A 19,330-nucleotide genomic window follows, 5' to 3' on the forward strand; every position below is an offset into this window, starting at 1 on the left:
CGGTAATTACCGGGCTTTTTAATTTCTTAGACTAAGGCGTACCCTCATTTGATGGGTGGGTTTTAATGACTTCAAATAATATTTAAAATTATTTGTTCCTCTATATTTTTTCAATGCTAAGCCCCTTGTAACAGAGGACATTTGGCAAAAAATCTAAGACACAATGCGTTTGTACAGTTACTGCCGTTCAAAGAATTGATCCTAGCCAAAATAATAGAAATATCGTGAAAGCTATTTTGTAAAAACTAAGTACAAACGCGACATCCTTTGATATGCCTCAAGAATTTTATCCTTGGCAGACGGCTTATAATCGCAGGAAAAATAAGAAATTGTGCAAATCGTTTTTTAGATGTGTAATTCATAGACATCGTTGAATGTCTAAAGTTCAGTACTCATAATTTTCAAACACTCCCAATACCACGTTATAAAAAATCTGGCACGAGGCCAGATTTTAATACGATCAACTTAAATTTCAGTTCACCCTTAGAAAATACGGTTTTTATCTTTTTCAGCCTGAGGTAATGCATCTGCAACTTTTTGTGCAATCGCCATGTAGCTTTCAGCAGCATCATCACCAGCAATCACGGACGGTTTCCCTGCATCGGCATTTTCACGAATTTGTACGTTCAGCGGTAAACGGCCTAAGAGTGGAATGTCGTATTGGGCTGAAAGTTGGTCGCCACCACCTGTGCCAAAGATTTGCTCTTCATGTCCACAGTTTGAACAGATATGGGTCGACATATTTTCAACCACGCCCATCACGGGGATGTGTACACGGTTAAACAACTCAATACCTTTGGTTGCATCCATTAATGCAACGTTTTGTGGTGTCGTCACAATCACAGCACCTGTCACCGGTATACGCTGTGCAAGCGTCAACTGAATATCACCTGTGCCTGGTGGCATATCAATGACCAATACATCCAGATCAGGCCATAAAGTTTGGTTAAAGAGCTGCATTAACGCCCCTGTCGCTTTTGGCCCACGCCAAGCCACTGGCGTATTGTTATCTCCAGTTAAGTGACCAATTGAAAGCACAGCCATACCATAGGCTTCGATGGGAACAAATTGCTCAGCTTCAATCATAGGCGTACGGCCAGCGTTACCGAGCATAGTTGGAATACTTGGACCATAGATATCCGCATCTAAAACGCCAACTTTTAGCCCCAATTGCTGTAATGCCAAAGCTAAGTTAACTGTCGTGGTTGACTTACCCACACCACCTTTGCCTGAAGACACTAAAATTACATTTTGAATGCGTGGATGTTTCGGTACATCACGCTGTTGTGGAGCGGCTTTTTGAATCGGTGGGTCATTCGGATCAACTTCGGCAGGTGCTTCGGGTGTTTTCGCAGACGCATCCACAACTGGAGGTAACTGGCTTTTTGCTGCTGAACTTTCAGCTTTTTCTTGGCTAGAACAGCTTTCACCTTCTGCATGGTGATGACCGCAACCACCCGATGTATGTCCAGTCTTTTGCTGAATCACGTGCATATTTAATTCTGTGATGCCACATTTTTCCAATGCATCGGCCAAATCATCATGAATTTTTTGTAAGTCATCGGCTTCTGAAGGAAAGGTATTAATCGTGATCTGCAAGATCTGACCTTGCACATTTACCTGTGTAATACGGTCTTTTAAAGCATTATTTGAATTGGGAAGTACATAGTTTTGTAAAACCTGTTGGATTTCCTCTTCTTTCACCTCTTGGGAGGGTGAAAACACAGATTTTAGAGAAGAAAGCCACGACATTATGTTGTCTCCAAACAGGAACATCAAAAGATAATAGCGATAGTTTACCTGTTCATCTGCCCCAGAGTAAGAGGGAGATGAATGACTTATCCCTATAAGCTTATAAAGTTGAGTAATTTAGTCAGCTTTCAAGCAAGTTTTCAAGCGTGCGCCACTTAAAATGCCCTTGTAGTTGATCTATGCGGCTAAACCAAAGCCATTAAATTTTAAATTGATTACATATCAACCATACTTTTACAGCGTAATTTCAGTTTATATTTCAGTCGTTTCAACAGAATAATCATAGTAATGGATGTGCTATCTAAAGGCACATTTTGTGCTTTTTAGTTTTTAAAATGGGGATGACGATGTATCCGAAGACTATCTATAAGAAGAATATTTATAAAACGACTTTATGTGCCTTGATGCTCCTGACTTCAGCAGCCTATGCAGAAATTGCGACTGAAGCCATTCAAACACCTGACCGACAAACTGTGGCGATTGGTGATAGCATCGATCTCATGCGCTCGCGTATGCAAGCTTCTCCGATGAAAATGGTGTCTTATCCGCTGCAAGAGAAAAATCTGCCTGCGAAACTAGCGGTAGATTACACCTATGAAATTTCCAATATGCGCTATGTGATTACCATAGTCGATGATCAAGTCAAAAATATTAAGACAGAAAATTTAGATGGATTAAAACAATGAAATTTAAAAAAGCCGCTCAAGATAGAGCGGATTTTTTCATCAAACCTAATTAAGCTTGGTCATCTTTTTTAAACTTATGCAGTGTGTCAGAGGCTTTCTTTTTTAACTCGTCAAATTTCTCTGTCGCCTGCACTTTTAGTTCATCAAATTTTTCGACAGCCTCATGTTTAAGTTCGGCGGCTTTGACTTTGGCTTCATCTAATTTGTGACTGGCTTCAGCCTTGAGATGCTCAAATTTATCTTTGGCTTCATTACTCTGCTCGGTATGTTCATGCTTGGCATCATTTAAGGCTTTTTCGCCTTCGAGTTTTAACTCTTCAGCTTTATGCTTTGCACCATCGAGGGCTTTTTCACCTTCAAGCTGAGCTTCTTTGGCTTTGAGCTTTAGATCATCACCCAATTCTGACGCTTTATCTTTCAATTGATCAATTTTATTTTCAGTTGTCATCGTTCTCGCCTCTTCTCTGTTATTGTCTAACAATAGTTATAACGTGCTTTGACGGGATGACCTTAAAAATATGCATTTAGAAACAATTGAGCTACATGACGTTGCATTTATACTTTTTGGCATAAGTTTAGGATTTAAAATTGATCCGAGTTTAAATGTATTAAATCATTGAAAAATATAAAGGCTATTTTTATTGTATTGATATTCATCAATATAAATTAAGCAAAAGGAATAACGGTAAAGCCCCTAATGACGCACTTTACCGCTACATAAAAAGATTATTTGCTGACTGTGCTCATAAAACTAACTGCTGCAAATAACCAAATAAAGAGTACAAAGCTACGACCTTGATTGAAATGGGTAAGCTCTGTTCCATGTAAAATATTATGGCGCGTCATCGCAACTGTTGAACTGCTATCCATTTGATAAGCAGCTAATTCAGCAAAATAATGATTCAGTTCATTGGCAATTTTTGCTTTATGCCAAAGACTCTTAATTTCACTGCCTTTAAGCCCCGGTACAATTTTATAGACATCGACAAACTTGGTACCGCTCTGCTTTAAAAAGCCCGTTTGAATCAGTACATCCGTTAAAATGCCTTCTAACTGTGCATACAAGACAGGGATACAACCGGCATGGAAATTCAGCTTATACAGTTTAAAAGCTTCAAGTAGAACCAAACGACGTTGCGCTTTATTTTCACCAATCTCTAAGGCATCAAAGGCTTTCAACATTTCTGTCTGAAAAAACTCGGTGTTAATCGCATCGAGTAAATGAAACTGTTTTTGATCTTCATGTTGATGAAGCAGTTGCCAAAAATACAATAAATTTAAAGCATCATTCGCTACTTTCATTTCTATGGGCTGATCTAGTTCATCGGCCAAAATATCGAAATAAGGCTCATCTTGTGCCAAATGACGCAGGGTTTGAATCAGTAAGGCATGCTCATCTGCAGAAATCTGTTCTAAATATTGCTGCGCATCTTTAATAATGTGATGCCCCAATTTATGACGCTGTTCATTTTGAGGAATACGAGTGATTGGCTGATCGTCATCATAGTCATCTTCATACATGGGCTTGTTACTCTTAGGCATCACAGTTATGCCTATTATCACTGTAATTGTGTCAGCAATATAGATTTTTTTACTTTTGCAAAGATTTCACCTATTCCCTTGTGCAAGTACTGGCTATCTCATGTAAAATTACAGCCCATTGCATAAATACGAATGAGAGAGTCATATCCGTGCGTAATATTTTAGTTACTAACGCCCTTCCATACGCGAATGGCCCAATTCATATGGGTCATTTACTCGGTTATATCCAAGCTGATATTTGGGTTCGTGCCATGCGTGCAATGGGTCATAACGTGACTTATGTATGTGCGGATGATGCTCACGGCACAGCGATTATGCTACGTGCGGAAGCCAATGGTATTTCGCCTGAACAGCAAATTGCCAATGTGCAAAAAGAACATGAACGTGACTTTGCTGGCTTTAGAGTTGACTTTGACCATTACGACTCAACTAATAGCCCTGAAAACCAAGCACGTGCTTCTGAGATTTATATCAAAAACCGTGAAGCGGGCAACATTGCAGTACGCCCTGTGACGCAATTGTTTGACCCTGAAAAAGCAATGTTCTTGTCGGATCGTTTCATTAAAGGTACATGCCCGAAATGTAAAGCGGAAGACCAATACGGCGACTCATGTGAAGTGTGCGGTACAACCTACAACGCAACTGAGTTACTCAATCCAAAATCGACTTTGAGCGGTGCGACACCTGTAGAAAAATCTTCAGATCACTACTTCTTTAAACTGCCAAACTTTGGTGAATACCTGCAAAAATGGACAAGAGACGAAGGCCGTCTGCCTGTGTCAATTGCCAACAAACTCGATGAATGGTTTGAAGCAGGTTTGTCTGATTGGGACATCTCACGTGATGCGCCTTACTTCGGTTTTGAAATTCCTGATGCGCCAAACAAATACTTCTACGTTTGGGTTGATGCGCCAATTGGCTATATGTCGAGCTTTGAAAACTACATCAAGACTAAACGTCCTGATTTGAGCTTTGACGATTACTGGAAAAAAGATTCTAAAAATGAGGTGTATCACTTCATTGGTAAAGACATCGTTTACTTCCACGCGTTGTTCTGGCCTGCAATGCTTGAAGGTGCAAACTACCGCACCCCAACAAGCTTATTCGTCAACGGTTTCTTGACTGTAAATGGTCAAAAAATGTCTAAATCTCGCGGTACGTTCATTAAAGCGGAAACATATTTAGAGCATTTAAACCCTGAATATTTACGTTACTACTTTGCATCTAAGCTTTCTGACAAAGTTGAAGATTCTGACTTGAACCTTGATGATTTTGTTCAAAAAGTGAATTCAGACCTTGTTGGTAAAGTGGTCAACATCGCAAGCCGTTGTGCGAAGTTTATCAATACGAAATTTGATAACAAACTTTCTGCAACTTGTGCTGAGCCTGAGTTAGTTCAAAGCTTTATTGATGCAGGTGCATCAATCGCTGCTCAATATGAAGCACGTGAATTCTCAGCGGCAATCCGTGAAATCATGGCGCTTGCTGACAAAGCCAACCAATATATCGACGAGAAAAAGCCTTGGGCTTTAGCGAAAATTGAAGGCGAAGAACAACAAGTACATGACGTGTGTTCAGTAGGTATTAACCTATTCCGTCAATTGGCTGTTTACCTTGCACCAGTACTTCCTACCTTGGCAGCAGAAGTTCAAAGCTTCTTAAAATTAGAATCTTTCGACTTTGCGTCTGGTAAAACGATTTTGGTGGATCATGAAATTGCTCAATTCCAACCATTGATGCAGCGTGTAGACCCGAAAGCGGTTGCTGCTATGGTTGATGCATCTAAAGATTCTTTAGCTGCACCTGCGGAAGCACCAAAAGCTGAGAAGAAAAAAGAGAAGAAAGCTGCTGAGAAAAAGCCTGAACCTAAAGTCGGTGAAGCTGAAATTATTGGCATTGAAGACTTTATGAAAGTTGACTTACGTGTGGCTGAAGTTTTAGAAGCAGCTCACGTTGAAGGTTCTGACAAGCTACTTCAATTGACTTTAAATGTCGGTGAAGCTGAACCACGTAACGTGTTTAGCGGTATTCGTGAGTTCTACCAACCTGAAGACCTTAAAGGCAAATTGGTGGTAATGGTGGCAAACCTTGCTCCACGTAAGATGCGTTTTGGTATTTCAAACGGTATGGTTTTAGCTGCGGGTAATGGCGAAGGTGTTTGGGTGATTTCACCTGAAACAGGTGCTAAAGCTGGCGATAAAGTTTCTTAATTTTTAGACACTTACAAGAAGCCCTGCTATATTCTTAGTAGGGCTTTTTATTTAAGTAAATCAAATGAAATTAGAATTAAAAAAAATCAATGAAGCAATAAATGCTATTTCTTATTCAATTGATATTGAACAATATGATGAAGCATTGTTAGGTTCGGAGATGATGTTAATTGAACTTGGAAAGTATGAAACTACCGAAACAGTATTACATTTATTATTTAATTTAGCAGGGCAATTTATAGATGTAGGTACATCTTTAAGAAATAAAAATGCCGTTTCTAAAGGAATCCAAATTTTAGAAAAAAACTCAGAGTATTATGAAATTCAATCTAATATGAACTATTATTATAATTTAGCAAATGGAAAATTATCCTTAGCAAATGACTGTGGCTATTCCGAAGAAAAAGTAACTTTTAATAATATAGATTTATACAATGATGTAAAAAACCTATATTGGAAAGCATATAAATTAATTAAAAAAGAAAATGACTACGATTTATATCAGCAAAATATAATTAATCTTGCAAATACTCTAAAACAACAATTTCGTTTTTCGGAAGCCTTACAACTCTATAATTCCGTAATTCAAAAAAATACTCCCTATCCTCAAGCATGGCTAAATCGAACATCATGTTTAGAGCAATTCGATCAATTATTAGATCATCGCACTGAAAAAATGATTATTGAAATATTAAAAGGATATAGATTTGCTAGCGAATCTCCGTTAATCCCTAAAGCTTGGATACCCTATTACAATCACAAGATAGATTATTTAACCAAACAATTAAGTTCCAAAAATTTAGATATTGACGAATTAGAGACATCTAAAGAAATTTCCTCAATGTCTGAATTCCGACAATGGTGTATCAAAGAAAATTTAACTTTGAATATTCACGGCATGTATTGTTCATGTATAGCCAATGAGCGAGATAGTTTGACATTACTTGAAGGAGTTATTTCTTCTCAAAAGATTCTCAAATACGAACAATACTTAAACCGAATTAAAGCTGAATTTTCATTGGTTAGAGTTCTCTACTATGAATCTAAATTCACCGAGAGTTCCAAGCTTGATTTTGAAAGCTGTTATTCAGAATTAGATGAACATGAAATCATAAATATAAGATCGGAGAAACTTAGAACTTGTTTTAGATTATGTTTTTCTATTCTAGATAAATTAGCAATTTTCCTTTGCCAATATTTTGGGTTAACAATTAATAAAAATACGGCTTTTAATAATTTTTGGCATACAAACAAATTAGAACTTGAAGAAAAAGAAAATTTTGCTTTGATTGCAATTAATAGTCTTATATACGATCTGAATGAAAAAAATGGACAATTTGGATTTTATAAAATTTGGAGAAATTCTCTAGAACATCATATTTTATTTTTAGTTCCAAACTCATTTGAGTTATCTAGTGATACGACACATACTTATGTAAAAATAAGTGAGTTTGAAAGTAGTCTTCAGAATTTACTTCAATTTACGAGATCTGCTATTTTTTCGACTGTATTCGCCATTGTTGAAGATTTACGCCAAAAACAACCATCTGATCGAGAGAATTCAATAGAAATTACGGTTCACAAGAAAGATTTTGATCAAATTTACTAAAACCCATCCCCCCTTGCAAAGCAAGTGCTTCTCAGCTCCTAAAAGGAGAGAGAATTTCATGGTAAATTTAAAAATAAACCCAATAAAAAAGCCTCTATCAAAGAGGCTTTTTTGCTTCGTTCAATCACTTCATTCCAAAAATCAGCTTTAACCCAAGCACTGTCATCACTGCCCCAGCTGCCCGATCAAAACCCGCTTTAAACTTCAAATACACTTTGCGGGGTTTTTCTGCTGACAAAGCCACAGCGACCAATGAGCACCAGCCTGCATCGATAAAGAAACACAAAACTGGCAATACAAAGTAGAAATAAGTCGGAATCTCTTTCGGTAAAAGTGCCGTAAAAATACTGGCTAACATAATTGCAATTTTCGGATTCGACAACTGGGTAATTAAACCAGTGGTAAATGCACGACGGAGTGACATTTGCGAGCTGCTGGCATCACCTGCTTCAATCGGTTCTTTGGCATGTTTTATAATTTTAAATGCCATCCAAAGCAGATATAAACCACCACAAATTTTTAAAGCCAAATATGCAGAAGGTACAGCCAATAAAAATGCCTGCAAACCCAATACCGCTAAAAGCCCAAATATTGCAGCGCCCAAACCTGTACCAAGTGCAGTAAATAAACCGTGTTTACGTGAAATCGCAATGGAATTCTTCGCCACATAAATTGACGTTGGCCCCGGGCTCATTGCACCAAGTAATAGTGCTGCCGCAATCGAGCCTAATATCCAAAATGATTCCACTGTCACACCGTTTTCACTTAAATTCGTGGCAATTTTACAGACAGAATCTCTGAATTTCTCCCTATAATTTGCAGTGTTTATTTTAATTGACCAAATTTTTCACTATAAATAACTTGAATACTGCATTAATCCATCGCATGATCGCTAAAAGTACAAATTAATATCAAGACAATGAAATTAGCCGAAGCCCTACTTTTACGCAGTGACTTACAAACTAAATTGGCCTCGCTGCAACAACGAATCAATAACAACGTGCTCATTCAAGAAGGTGATGTACCTAGCGAAGAACCAAATGCTTTAATTCAAGAAGCATTTGCAGTAAATACAGAACTTTATGGTTTAATTGAAAAGATTCACGCCACCAATGCACAAGCTAAAACCGGTTCAGGACGCTGCATGCTTTCAGTGCTCAATGAACGTGATTTATTGACCCAGCAGCATCGTATCTTGCAACAAGCGATTGACAGCTCACGCCGTGAAAATGGTCGTTATAGCTCGAGTGAAATCCGTTGGATTAAAACCATTGCAGTGGCAGATTTACAGAAACAGGCCGATAGCATTAGTCAGCAACTTAGACAAAATAACTTAGAAATTCAGGCATCCAATTGGCAAATAGACCTGATAGATTGACCTGATTTAAGCATTTGAACCACGGTTCATTCCAGTTCGGGCATACTGGGCGAGTACAGAGCCTTTTTAAATGTTTGTAAGGCTTTAATCCAACAAACTAAACTGCAGAAGTAAGACGTCTACTTCAAAATGTTCACACATCTGACGTAGCACACTGCATCTGTGACTCTTTACATGTCACGTCTCACTACCGTGTACTGACAGTATGTCCACCCTAATTTTTTTACGGATCTATCTGCTAATCGTCATCTGCAGCGGCTTCATTGAGCGCAACATCGTCACGCGGTAATTTATAGTCATGGTCATTTACAGGGACACCGCCAATGATCATGGTGCGATGTTCATTTTGAGGACGATGCAATTCGTCTGTCGTATCACAGCCAACCATCCAAAAACTGCACAGGCACAGCATAGGCAGCACAGCCCGACTTAATTTGCGCATTGGACGCCCTCCATTTTTATAATTATCTTGTTTATAAATTCAGCATAGCATTTTTGTGCAGATATTCACCTTATTTATCTGCCGATTTAGGGTCAATTGTCAGTAATTATGTCTCGACGGTCTTTCCAATGCGGATGCAGATTGATGCCGATAGAAAAATATTTCCTTTTAAAAATAAATAATTGATTCATTTTATTTAACTACATAGAAGACAAGTTACAAAACTGCTATCGAATACGATTTTACTTCGGACACTTTTGTCCGTTTAATATCTAGATAAATTTAAAATGATGCTGTCAAAGAATAATGTCCACACGTCAACAACTCGCTGCACAAAATCGTGAAATCCTTTTAGAAGCTGCGATTGAGGTATTCCGTATTCACGGAATCAATGCGCCTCTACAACTCATCATGGATCAGGCTCAAGTTGGACGTGCGACGTTTTATCGTAATTTTAATGACCGTCGTGAGTTGGTACTCGCCTTAATGCAAGCTGCCTTGAACCGACTTGAACAGCGTGCGCTTAATTATGCACAGTTCGATGATGGATTTATTCGCCTCATTCAAGACCATATTTATAATATTCCCTATCTCACGGCTTTAATGGAATATTGGCGTGTGATCGATCGGAATGATCCCGCCATGGTTGAAATATACCAACGACGTGATGCCATATTGCAACCGATGATTGATCAGGCCATTCAAAATGGTCGCTGCCGAGCAGACTTTAAACCGGCGGACTATGCCATGGTCACCTCTATTTTGCGGGCAGCTTTGCAAGGCCATACCGAAGCAGATCAGGAAAAACTCGCCAAACGTGCCGTGGAATTTTTACTACTTGGTATTTGCGGGTAATACGTCATGTCCAAATCTCCACGTTTATTGGAACCTGCTCCGGATTGGACACCCGAAGAAAAACCGACTTTGCCCGGCTCTCCGGCTGCCATTGCACATCCCACCTATAAGCGATTTTTATACTTCTTTATCGGTTTATTTGTTGCGATCTCGGGGAGTTTAAGTAATGGATTTATCACGGCAAATTTACCCCTTCTACAAGGTGAATATGGTTTAACGCCTTCAGAAGCGGCATGGATTCCTGCGGCATTTGTTATGGCAAATGTCAGCTCTAACCTGATCTTATTTAAAGCCCGTCAACAATATGGACTTAGGCTATTTTCAGAAATTGGTTTGGTTTTATTTATCGCGGTGATGGTGCTGCATTTATTCGTCCATACCTATGAAATGGCAATTTTTGCACGGGTGATTAGCGGCTTACTTGCAGCTCCACTCAGTTCGCTTGGGATGTATTACATCATGCAAGCGTTTAAACGTGCTCATTTTGGTCGTGGGCTTTATCTAGCTTTGGGCTTTCAGCAGTTGGGGATTCCGCTGGCCTGGATCATGTCGCCTTATCTGGTCGATGTCAACGATTGGTCTATTTTTTACACCTTTGAATTAGGACTTGCCTTATGTTGTTTGGCGATGGTGGTCTCTCTAAAACTGCCACGAAGCCTACGTATCGAAGTGTTTGAAAAGCAAGATTTATTCACCTTTGCATTATTAGCACCCGGCTTTGCTTTGCTATGTATCGTGCTAACTCAAGGCCCGATTCTTTGGTGGTTTGAGGCTGAATGGTTGGCCTATTTACTCATCGCCGCTTTGATTCTTTTAGTTGTCGGCCTGACCTATGAACATTTTCGGGTCAATCCCCTGATTGTCACACGCTGGCTCGGAACATCGTCTACCGTGAGTTTTATTATCGGTGCCTTTGCCATTCGCTTCCTCATGTCAGAACAAAGCTATGCAGCCGTGAATTTTTTGAAAACCATGGGCATGGGACCCGACCAATTTGTTTCCTTTTATACCGTCGTGCTGATCGGGATTGTCTTAGGAACAGTGTTTAGTGCCCTGACCTTTTCCAAAGAAAAAATTGTGCTTCATCTGCTCGGTGCAGCAGGTCTCGTGCTCTTTGCCTGTGCACTGGATTATCACCTGACCAGTGATGTTCGACCGCATGATTTTTATTGGAGTCAGTTTTTGGTGGGCTTTGCCAGTGGCATGTTTATTGGCCCACTTTTGCTTACAGGCATTGTCAGTGCTTTACAAAAAGGCCCATCGCACATGGTGACGTTTATCGTGCTGTTTTCTGCAACGCAAACCTTTGGGGGATTGGTCGGATCATCGTTCTTTTCGACCTATCAGCAAATGCGTACCCAAACCTATCAGGCACAGATTTATAATGATTTATCGCAAACCTCACCTATAGTGGAACAGCGCCTACAACAATTGGCGCAAAGTGCGCATCAATATTCTTTAGACCCTAATTTAGATCAACAACAAGCCATACGTAGCCTTAATCAAACCATCACTCGAGAAGCCCAAGTTCGAGCCTATAACGATGTGATTTTTTTAAATGGCATATTCGCCGTTTTATTGTTGCTTTGGGGTTTATTGCTGATGGGCAAAAATAAATATCAATTACGCCAACAGCAACGCACGGATAGTAGTTAAAATTTTCCCGACTTAAACAACATAAGCAACCGCCAAATGACCTAATCGATATTGAGAACAACATGACCGAAGACCATAAACCCACTGAGCAAGCAGCACCGCAGCAACCACAAACAGCAACCGCTATGCCTGCGCCATCGAGCAAGATTATTTCTACGCCGCAGCATACCCTGATTTTCATGTTGATCATCCTCTTGTTGGGAATTGCGCTGATCTTATGGGCGTGGCGGATTGGTCCATTTCATAACAGTATCGAGTCGACTGAAAATAGCTATGTCAAAGGCAAAACCACGGTGCTTTCATCACAAATTAATGGTTATGTGAAAGATGTTTTGGTGACGGATTTTGATCATGTGAAAAAAGGTCAAGTGCTTATGCATATCGATGCAACGACCTATGATCAAAAAGTCACACAGGCTGAATCTGGGGTGGAACAAGCACAGAACTCACTTGCCAATCAAAGCCAGGCCATTGAACAACGCAGAGCAGATATTACGGCAGCCGAAGCGAAAGTGGACCAATCACGTGCGGCCTATGAATTAGCTCTTGCACAAATGACGCGCTACCAACAACTCGGCAATACTGGCGCTGCATCGAAATCAGAACAAGATAAAACGATTGCAGACGCTAAAAATAGTTTGGCCCAACTTCATCAAGCAGAAGCCAATTTACTAGTTGCCAAAGAATCATTCAAAACTGCACAAGTTGCAGCGACAGGGCTTAAAGCGCAAGTGAATAGTGCCAAAGCACAATTTGATCAGGCAGTGACCACTAAAGACTACAGCACGATTGTGGCACCTATGGATGGTCAACTTGGCGAAGTCAGCCCACGGATTGGTCAATATGTTGCGGCAGGCTCTCAACTGATGTATTTAATTCCACAGCAGCGCTGGGTGACTGCCAACTTTAAAGAAACGCAAATTGCAGATATGCATATTGGTCAAAAAGCGTGGTTCAGCGTCGATGGCATGAAACATCAAAAATTTTACGGCAAAGTTGAGCAAATCTCCCCTGCGGCTGGTTCTGAATTTAGTGTATTGAAACCTGACAATGCCACAGGAAATTTCACCAAAGTCGTGCAACGCATTGCCGTAAAAATTGCGATTGATCCTAATCAACAAGGTTTAGAAAACTTAAGACCCGGTATGTCTGTCGTCACCTCCGTTGATGTTGCTAGTTAGCAGATATCGACAGTGAAGTGCTATAAGCAGAGTTGAACTGGCCAAGATGCAAAGGATTTTATCTTCTGCACCTCCCGTTTTACAATGCCTACCTATTTGAACTCTAACCACCAAGATAACGATTACCAACATGTTTGAATCTATCGCCCACGCCATCCCTGAGCAGACTATTCAATATCAAGGGGTTGATTTGTGTATTAAGCGTTTGGACTTGGTACACCCACAAATATCAGGCAATAAATTTTATAAACTCAAATATAATTTTATTGAGGCGCAGAAATTAGGGTTTAAACAGGTGCTTAGCTTTGGTGGTGCTTATTCAAATCACATTGCAGCCACAGCATATGCTGCACATTTATTTGGATTCGGTAGTCTAGGCATCATTCGTGGAGAAGAATTACAACATCAATCCCGAAATCCTACTTTAGCCACCGCCGAACAGTTTGGTATGCAGCTCAGTTTTGTCACACGCCAACAGTATCGGGAAATGAAACAAGTTGACGCTTTAGCGCAATTACAACAGCAATATCCCGAACATTATGTCATTCCTGAAGGTGGAACCAATGCATTGGCTATCCGTGGCTGTACGGAAATCTTAAGCCATGAAAATCAACAAAATTTTGATCTCATCTGCTGTGCCGTCGGTACAGGTGGAACCATAACGGGCTTGATTGAAGCCAGTGCTGAACATCAACATGTACTTGGTTTTTCTGCGCTCAAAGGAAATTTTCTTTGCGACGATGTTGCTCAGTTGACACAGAAAACCAATTGGAACATCAGTGATGAATTTTGCTGTGGCGGCTATGCCAAAACAACGCCGGAACTTTTACAGTTTATGCATGACTTTGAACATCGCTATGCGATCCCATTAGAACAGGTTTATACGGCTAAAATGCTGCGAGGTATTTTCAGCATGATTGAGCGTGGTCAGATTACAGACCATCAGCGTGTTTTAGTGATCCATACTGGTGGCCTACAAGGTCGCTTGAAAGGTGCAACCGAAACGCTAAAAAGCGTATAATCCTGCGTCCTTTCTTCCACGCGGAAACTTACCATGTCGCAAAATCAATATGATGTCCTTGTTTTAGGTGCTGGTGCATCAGGCTTAATGACGGCATATAAAGCGGCACAGCGTGGACGCAAAGTTTTGGTGGTTGAAAAAGCTAATAAAGTTGGCAAAAAAATCCTAATGTCTGGCGGCGGTAAATGCAATTTCACCAATTTGTATGTCGAACCAGAAAATTATATTTCACATAATCCACACTTTGTTATTTCAGCATTAACTCGCTATACCAACTGGGACTTTATTGGTATGGTCTGCGAATATGGCATTGAGTACGAAGAGCGCAAACATGGGCAATTATTTACCCAAAATGGTGCAAAAGAAATTCTCGCCATGCTATTGGCAGAATGTGACAAAACTGGTTTGGTGGATATTAAAACCAACTGTGAAGTAAAAGCAGTCAATGCCTTGCCTGAACAAGGCTTTCAAGTGGCAACCAATCTAGGCTTTTTTGAAGCAGAATCCGTGGTTATTGCCACTGGTGGTCTGTCTATTCCTACTTTAGGTGGTTCAGGAATTGGCTATGAAATTGCCAAACAATTCGGACATTCCGTCTACCCCACTCGCGCAGGCTTAGTACCCTTCACTTTCTCAGATAGTTTTAAAGAAGTCACCACACGCTTGAGCGGCAATGCTGTTGAAGCCACGTTATCGAATGAGTTAAATAGTTTTACCGAGGCTTTACTCTTTACTCACCGCGGTTTAAGTGGCCCAAGCTCATTGCAGCTTTCAAACTACTGGGATGTCGGTCAACGCTTTAACATCAATTTCCTGCCAACTTTAGATGTTTTAAATTTCCTCAAATCTAAGAAATCTAGTCAACCAAAAGTGTTACTGCGCACACTGTTCAATGAACACTTACCGAAAAGCGTGGTTGTGGAATTACAAAATCTGATTTGGCCTGAACAAGCTGAATTAGCCATTGGCAATATCAGTGATGAAAAACTAGAACTCATTGCAAGCCGTCTGGAAAGCTTTGAAGTGAAGCCATCAGGCACTGAAGGTTACCGTACTGCTGAAGTTACACTGGGTGGTGTGGATACCACTGAAGTCTCATCAAAAACCATGGAAAGTAAAAAACAGAAAGGTTTGTACTTTATTGGCGAAGTACTTGATGTAACAGGTCATTTAGGTGGATACAATTTCCAATGGGCATGGGCTTCTGCGCATGCAGCTTCTGAATACGTCTGATCTCGACTTAGAATTAAATAAACATAACGTGCAGATGAACTCTGTATAAAAAGGGCTGATTCATTCAGCCCTTTTCTTGCCCAATCGGACTTATTCAAGATAGTCGGTTTTAAATAATGATACCGACGACCTCGAAGTTCGTTGAATCGTCAAATCCATTTTTTCAACGGCAACTGAAATATGTTGTGGTTGCACGCTTGCGGTTTGTTTGAGTGTCGATACTAAAGTATTGAGCATTGAAATTACCCCCATTTTGCCATTCCTTTGCACAGATCATAAGTGTCATTCATGACAGCAATATGAATCCTAAGTTTTTATATTTTAAGTAATATTCCATATATCACTATTACTTAAAATACCAATTTTCGGGTAAATTTCAACCATTATTTTTGGACTGATTGGTATAATTTTTTTCACTGTTTAGCGGTGATTGTTCTGTCTGCTCCAAATCAGTGCGTTTTGGTTTTGCAAAAATAAAGCGTCGTGCGCTCGCCAAAAAACCCACCGTGATCCCTGCAATAATCACTGGGGCTAAAAATTTATTCGGTGCTTTTGCCATACAATATTCCTTATAGAGCATTAAAATCGACCACCTAAGCGTGGCCGATTTTGTAAAGACAGAACAGGTTAATTAGGGTCATTCGGTTTTGGCGGAGCTACAGGTGCCGAAGGTGCATCGACCTCTTTTTCAGCCTCACCAGTTGAACCAAATGGATTATTTTGTGGTTGATCACTTGGGTTTACATCCAACTGATCTGGCGTGGCCGTTTCTTTTTCACTGACACCGGGAGCAGCCTGTTGAATGTTTGGATAGCCATCATCGGTTTTCACTTCAGAAGTCATCACAGATGTTGATGGCGTTGGACTCGCTACAGACGATGTAGGTGTATTAAAGGTGGTTTTCGCCTTTGCCTGCTCCTGTACTGGATTCGGTTCATTGGCTTCGCGTTTCGCTTTATCGATTAGATCTGATAACAATCGTTCCGCCGGATTGCGACCACCTAAACCAAAGGCCAAAGCGAAAGCAACTGCAACCGCACCGAGGGTTAAACCAAAGGCCAAATTCACGATCGAGTCGGCAATACCCATGGCACGCAAGCCCATGGCTACAACCAAGCCCATAATCAGCACACGGACCAAATTACCTAACCAACGTGAACTGTTATATTCCCCTCGTTGCACCACATTTGCCACAATATTGGCAAGCCAGAAACCCACCACCAAGATTACAGCACCAAGTAAAATACTTGCACCGAACTGGATAAACATAGCAATAAGGGCACTGATTTGCTCAAAGCCTAAACGGTTAGCAGCTTCAGATACCGCAAACAACATGGTGAAAAATACAATGAGGCAACCGACCACATCCGACACTTTGGTTTTGCCCAAAAAGCGTTGAATGTCTAATTTTTCTGGCACAGTATCAACACCTGTACCCGAGATCACATCCACAACTAGACGCGCTACAAAGCGTGACACCACATAGGCCAAGATTAAGATTAAACCTGCGGCAATGATGTTCGGTATCGCATACATGATCTCATGTAACATGGCTGTTGCAGGCTGAGAAATCGCCTCGATACCAAGTGCTTCGAAAGCCACAATTAAAGCCGTGATAATAACTATAGCAAAGACAAAATTACCCAAAACTTGAGCAAGTTTTGCATTTTTGAACATGCCCACTTTTTCGACTTGCTGCTGCAAACTCAAACTGTTTACCAAGCCTTCCACAATGCCTCGCACAATCTTCGCCAAGATGTACCCCACAAAGACGATGACACCGGCAATAAAGATATTTGGAAGATAAGAAACAACTTCAGTGACCATATTTTGGATTGGGAACAAGAGACCGTTCAAACCCAATATCGATAAAACAATCGGTAGGAAAAGTAACAAAATCAGCCAATATACAATTTCACTGATATTTTGACTGATTGGACTAACGCCAACCTCAGAACTAAGTTTTTCATCGAGTTGGGTTTTATCAAGCAGTTTCTTTGAACCGACTTTGACCAAACTCGCCACGATCCAGCCAATAAAACCTACAGCTACTGCAGCCAAGAGCTGTGGAATAAATAACAAGAACTGCTGAATCATGTTACTGAATGGGCCACTGACACTAGTCAAATTCAGTACATTGAGTGCACCAATGACGGCAATGATCAAAATAATCCAGAACACAACTCTGGAGACTATATTTTCAACATTGGAACGGTGCCCAGTTGCATTTGAAAGTTTTTGATTTGTACCTAATTTTTGCAGAACTTTTTTGACGCCAGCAGCAACCAATAAAGCAATGACCCAACCTATCAGGAGAATTGCTACTGCACTTAAAATGGGGTGAAACTGTTCCCAATAATACATGGCATCAAAACGGCCACGCGGACCACCCAGATAATCATTCATACGTTCGCCCTCATTGTTATACATGATCTGTTGTTATGTGCATTTTTACGTATGCCGCGTATCACACAGCATTAATGCTTTGAACTTAAGCTTTCTTTTCCACCTTAGTTTTTGCGTATTTTTTAATCAACCAAAGTATGCATAACTCCAACAAAAGCTCACAATTGAATGTAAAAAAGCCTTGGGACAACCAAGGCTTTATTTATGTCAGTCTGATGAGAAAATTAAGGTTCAGATCTTGCGCTCATGTAACACTGACTCATGTATTTATCATGATTTATTATCAACGATCTGTCGCAGTTGCAGTATTTGAATCATTAGCAACAGCTTCATCCCCGGGTGTACCGCTAGTCGTATCATTGGCTGTTGCAGTTTGTGCATTGGGTGCAGGATGATCAGGCGGTGCATCCGAAGCAGAAGGTTTCATATCTGCAAACATATAAAATAATAATGCGATTAAAAAGATACCCACTAAGATCAGTATGTACACAGGGATACGTTTTTTTTGTGTTGTTTCTTCCGTACTGGTGGTATGGGGTGGTTTATTAAAATCGTGTGTCATATTCCCCTCGCTATTTTGTTGTTCATAGTTGAATTTTTATACTAGCAATACAATATCCTGTATTGTGTGAAGAACAATTACAATCAGTGAAAACGTGTAACTTGAAAGATCAATTCAATTTATATCCGTTTTTCTGTTTAGATAATTCCCTTAATTTTAGATTTAAAATCAATCGCTAAGGTATAAATATCGGACAATGAACTGAATACTACATTTCAATCGTATTCATTTTCAGAGTGATAAGTTTTTCGAAAATAACTGCTTTTTTGAGCTAGATGGAATTCTCTGCTTTTGATGGATGAAATGAGCTATAATCATGCACCTTATTTTTCACCTGTTATCAAATCTATGGCGTACCATCAACAAGGTGTAACGCTTGATCTTGACACTGACGTCACTCATCAATGTTCCCTTCATTACACTCGCGATCAACATCTTATTGGCATTATTGAATTTAGTAAGCCAAGTTATGTATTGAAATGGGGTGATTTGGAATATTTTCGCCGACGTACTGAAGAGTTTTCAGTGATGCCTTTCCCTGAATGCATCAATGCGATGGTGATTGATATTCGAAATATTGCGGCTTTTTTAGATAATGAAGTGCCTATTATTCCTTGGCGCTTGCTCGAAGAAGAATGTCCGATTCGCTTAGTTGTTCCCCAAGATCGACTGGAGCATTATGCTGGCTTTTTTGAACCGACTTGGTTGACTTCCGACGTAGACACAGCGATTCAAGAAATTCGTGAATTTATGGATATGTTTGTGCATTAATACGGAGATTAAACTAAAGTTTAATC

Annotated in this window: 19 protein-coding genes; 10 read left to right on the forward strand and 9 right to left on the reverse strand. The window is 40.1% G+C overall.

What is annotated here, in order from left to right:
* Positions 1-483: 483 nt before the first annotated feature.
* Entirely contained in the window at positions 484-1,752 is a 1,269-nt protein-coding gene (apbC, locus tag FTV27_RS09370) for an iron-sulfur cluster carrier protein ApbC (protein ID WP_180078185.1), read from the reverse strand.
* A 347-nt stretch (positions 1,753-2,099) separates the two neighbouring features.
* Between apbC and FTV27_RS09375 the strand changes: the two genes are divergently transcribed.
* Positions 2,100-2,438: a hypothetical protein gene (locus tag FTV27_RS09375; RefSeq protein WP_180078187.1), complete on the forward strand. Its 339-nt coding sequence runs from the start codon at positions 2,100-2,102 to the stop codon at positions 2,436-2,438.
* Between the two features lie 49 nt (positions 2,439-2,487).
* On the opposite strand, the gene FTV27_RS09380 is transcribed toward FTV27_RS09375, so the two are convergent.
* Together FTV27_RS09380 and FTV27_RS09385 are read right to left on the reverse strand one after the other, a co-directional pair.
* Positions 2,488-2,886 (reverse strand): hypothetical protein, encoded by a 399-nt coding sequence (locus FTV27_RS09380; protein ID WP_180078189.1) that lies wholly within the window; start codon positions 2,884-2,886, stop codon positions 2,488-2,490.
* Between the two features lie 278 nt (positions 2,887-3,164).
* Complete coding sequence (locus tag FTV27_RS09385) at positions 3,165-3,959, reverse strand: hypothetical protein (RefSeq protein ID WP_180078298.1); 795 nt, start codon at positions 3,957-3,959, stop codon at positions 3,165-3,167.
* Between the two features lie 170 nt (positions 3,960-4,129).
* Between FTV27_RS09385 and metG the strand changes: the two genes are divergently transcribed.
* Together metG and FTV27_RS09395 are read left to right on the forward strand one after the other, a co-directional pair.
* Complete coding sequence (gene metG / locus FTV27_RS09390) at positions 4,130-6,190, forward strand: methionine--tRNA ligase (protein ID WP_180078191.1); 2,061 nt, start codon at positions 4,130-4,132, stop codon at positions 6,188-6,190.
* A 64-nt stretch (positions 6,191-6,254) separates the two neighbouring features.
* Positions 6,255-7,799: an LA2681 family HEPN domain-containing protein gene (locus FTV27_RS09395; protein WP_180078193.1), complete on the forward strand. Its 1,545-nt coding sequence runs from the start codon at positions 6,255-6,257 to the stop codon at positions 7,797-7,799.
* A 124-nt stretch (positions 7,800-7,923) separates the two neighbouring features.
* On the opposite strand, the gene FTV27_RS09400 is transcribed toward FTV27_RS09395, so the two are convergent.
* A complete protein-coding gene (locus tag FTV27_RS09400; protein WP_180078195.1) occupies positions 7,924-8,547 on the reverse strand; it encodes a LysE family translocator in 624 nt (207 codons plus the stop codon).
* Between the two features lie 171 nt (positions 8,548-8,718).
* On the opposite strand from FTV27_RS09400, the gene FTV27_RS09405 reads away from it, so the two are divergent.
* Positions 8,719-9,177: a DIP1984 family protein gene (locus FTV27_RS09405; protein ID WP_180078197.1), complete on the forward strand. Its 459-nt coding sequence runs from the start codon at positions 8,719-8,721 to the stop codon at positions 9,175-9,177.
* A 238-nt stretch (positions 9,178-9,415) separates the two neighbouring features.
* Here the strand turns inward: FTV27_RS09405 and FTV27_RS09410 are convergent, their stop codons facing one another.
* Positions 9,416-9,619 (reverse strand): NF038215 family lipoprotein, encoded by a 204-nt coding sequence (locus tag FTV27_RS09410; RefSeq protein WP_078192274.1) that lies wholly within the window; start codon positions 9,617-9,619, stop codon positions 9,416-9,418.
* 306 nt (positions 9,620-9,925) lie between these two features.
* On the opposite strand from FTV27_RS09410, the gene FTV27_RS09415 reads away from it, so the two are divergent.
* From FTV27_RS09415 to FTV27_RS09435, 5 genes are all read left to right on the forward strand, one after another.
* Complete coding sequence (locus FTV27_RS09415) at positions 9,926-10,474, forward strand: TetR/AcrR family transcriptional regulator (RefSeq protein ID WP_180078199.1); 549 nt, start codon at positions 9,926-9,928, stop codon at positions 10,472-10,474.
* A gap of 6 nt (positions 10,475-10,480) precedes the next feature.
* Positions 10,481-12,130, forward strand: coding sequence for an MFS transporter (locus FTV27_RS09420; protein WP_078192276.1), 1,650 nt, complete (start codon positions 10,481-10,483; stop codon positions 12,128-12,130).
* Positions 12,131-12,192: 62 nt separating this feature from the next.
* Positions 12,193-13,311, forward strand: a complete 1,119-nt coding sequence (locus FTV27_RS09425) for an HlyD family secretion protein (protein ID WP_180078201.1) — start codon at positions 12,193-12,195, stop codon at positions 13,309-13,311.
* Positions 13,312-13,441: 130 nt separating this feature from the next.
* Positions 13,442-14,332: a 1-aminocyclopropane-1-carboxylate deaminase/D-cysteine desulfhydrase gene (locus FTV27_RS09430; RefSeq protein WP_180078203.1), complete on the forward strand. Its 891-nt coding sequence runs from the start codon at positions 13,442-13,444 to the stop codon at positions 14,330-14,332.
* Between the two features lie 33 nt (positions 14,333-14,365).
* Positions 14,366-15,565 carry an NAD(P)/FAD-dependent oxidoreductase gene (locus FTV27_RS09435; protein ID WP_180078205.1) on the forward strand — a complete coding sequence of 400 codons (1,200 nt, stop codon included), beginning with the start codon at positions 14,366-14,368 and terminating at the stop codon, positions 15,563-15,565.
* Positions 15,566-15,655: 90 nt separating this feature from the next.
* On the opposite strand, the gene FTV27_RS09440 is transcribed toward FTV27_RS09435, so the two are convergent.
* From FTV27_RS09440 to FTV27_RS09455, 4 genes are all read right to left on the reverse strand, one after another.
* Complete coding sequence (locus FTV27_RS09440) at positions 15,656-15,817, reverse strand: hypothetical protein (protein ID WP_180078207.1); 162 nt, start codon at positions 15,815-15,817, stop codon at positions 15,656-15,658.
* 124 nt (positions 15,818-15,941) lie between these two features.
* Positions 15,942-16,124, reverse strand: a complete 183-nt coding sequence (locus FTV27_RS09445) for a hypothetical protein (protein WP_111884901.1) — start codon at positions 16,122-16,124, stop codon at positions 15,942-15,944.
* 68 nt (positions 16,125-16,192) lie between these two features.
* Positions 16,193-17,971, reverse strand: a complete 1,779-nt coding sequence (locus tag FTV27_RS09450; RefSeq protein WP_180078209.1) for a mechanosensitive ion channel — start codon at positions 17,969-17,971, stop codon at positions 16,193-16,195.
* A 283-nt stretch (positions 17,972-18,254) separates the two neighbouring features.
* Positions 18,255-18,533 carry a hypothetical protein gene (locus FTV27_RS09455; protein ID WP_078192282.1) on the reverse strand — a complete coding sequence of 93 codons (279 nt, stop codon included), beginning with the start codon at positions 18,531-18,533 and terminating at the stop codon, positions 18,255-18,257.
* Positions 18,534-18,881: 348 nt separating this feature from the next.
* Here FTV27_RS09455 and FTV27_RS09460 point away from each other — a divergent pair, with 348 nt between their 5' ends.
* Positions 18,882-19,304 carry a hypothetical protein gene (locus tag FTV27_RS09460; RefSeq protein WP_078191199.1) on the forward strand — a complete coding sequence of 141 codons (423 nt, stop codon included), beginning with the start codon at positions 18,882-18,884 and terminating at the stop codon, positions 19,302-19,304.
* Positions 19,305-19,330: the final 26 nt, after the last annotated feature.

It is taken from the genome of Acinetobacter sp. YH12251 (genome assembly GCF_013417465.1).
Lineage (GTDB): Bacteria > Pseudomonadota > Gammaproteobacteria > Pseudomonadales > Moraxellaceae > Acinetobacter > Acinetobacter amyesii.

Excerpts from the sequence above, each read along its gene's own strand:
- FTV27_RS09380 (WP_180078189.1), bottom strand. The coding sequence starts at position 2,886 with ATGACAACTGAAAATAAAATTGATCAATTGAAAGATAAAGCGTCAGAA.
- FTV27_RS09415 (WP_180078199.1), top strand. The coding sequence starts at position 9,926 with ATGTCCACACGTCAACAACTCGCTGCACAAAATCGTGAAATCCTTTTA.
- FTV27_RS09435 (WP_180078205.1), top strand. The coding sequence starts at position 14,366 with ATGTCGCAAAATCAATATGATGTCCTTGTTTTAGGTGCTGGTGCATCA.
- FTV27_RS09425 (WP_180078201.1), top strand. The coding sequence starts at position 12,193 with ATGACCGAAGACCATAAACCCACTGAGCAAGCAGCACCGCAGCAACCA.
- FTV27_RS09395 (WP_180078193.1), top strand. The coding sequence starts at position 6,255 with ATGAAATTAGAATTAAAAAAAATCAATGAAGCAATAAATGCTATTTCT.
- FTV27_RS09375 (WP_180078187.1), top strand. The coding sequence starts at position 2,100 with ATGTATCCGAAGACTATCTATAAGAAGAATATTTATAAAACGACTTTA.
- FTV27_RS09385 (WP_180078298.1), bottom strand. The coding sequence starts at position 3,959 with ATGTATGAAGATGACTATGATGACGATCAGCCAATCACTCGTATTCCT.
- FTV27_RS09450 (WP_180078209.1), bottom strand. The coding sequence starts at position 17,971 with ATGAATGATTATCTGGGTGGTCCGCGTGGCCGTTTTGATGCCATGTAT.
- FTV27_RS09405 (WP_180078197.1), top strand. The coding sequence starts at position 8,719 with ATGAAATTAGCCGAAGCCCTACTTTTACGCAGTGACTTACAAACTAAA.
- apbC (WP_180078185.1), bottom strand. The coding sequence starts at position 1,752 with ATGTCGTGGCTTTCTTCTCTAAAATCTGTGTTTTCACCCTCCCAAGAG.
- FTV27_RS09455 (WP_078192282.1), bottom strand. The coding sequence starts at position 18,533 with ATGACACACGATTTTAATAAACCACCCCATACCACCAGTACGGAAGAA.
- FTV27_RS09460 (WP_078191199.1), top strand. The coding sequence starts at position 18,882 with ATGGCGTACCATCAACAAGGTGTAACGCTTGATCTTGACACTGACGTC.
- FTV27_RS09445 (WP_111884901.1), bottom strand. The coding sequence starts at position 16,124 with ATGGCAAAAGCACCGAATAAATTTTTAGCCCCAGTGATTATTGCAGGG.
- FTV27_RS09410 (WP_078192274.1), bottom strand. The coding sequence starts at position 9,619 with ATGCGCAAATTAAGTCGGGCTGTGCTGCCTATGCTGTGCCTGTGCAGT.
- FTV27_RS09430 (WP_180078203.1), top strand. The coding sequence starts at position 13,442 with ATGTTTGAATCTATCGCCCACGCCATCCCTGAGCAGACTATTCAATAT.
- FTV27_RS09420 (WP_078192276.1), top strand. The coding sequence starts at position 10,481 with ATGTCCAAATCTCCACGTTTATTGGAACCTGCTCCGGATTGGACACCC.
- FTV27_RS09440 (WP_180078207.1), bottom strand. The coding sequence starts at position 15,817 with ATGGGGGTAATTTCAATGCTCAATACTTTAGTATCGACACTCAAACAA.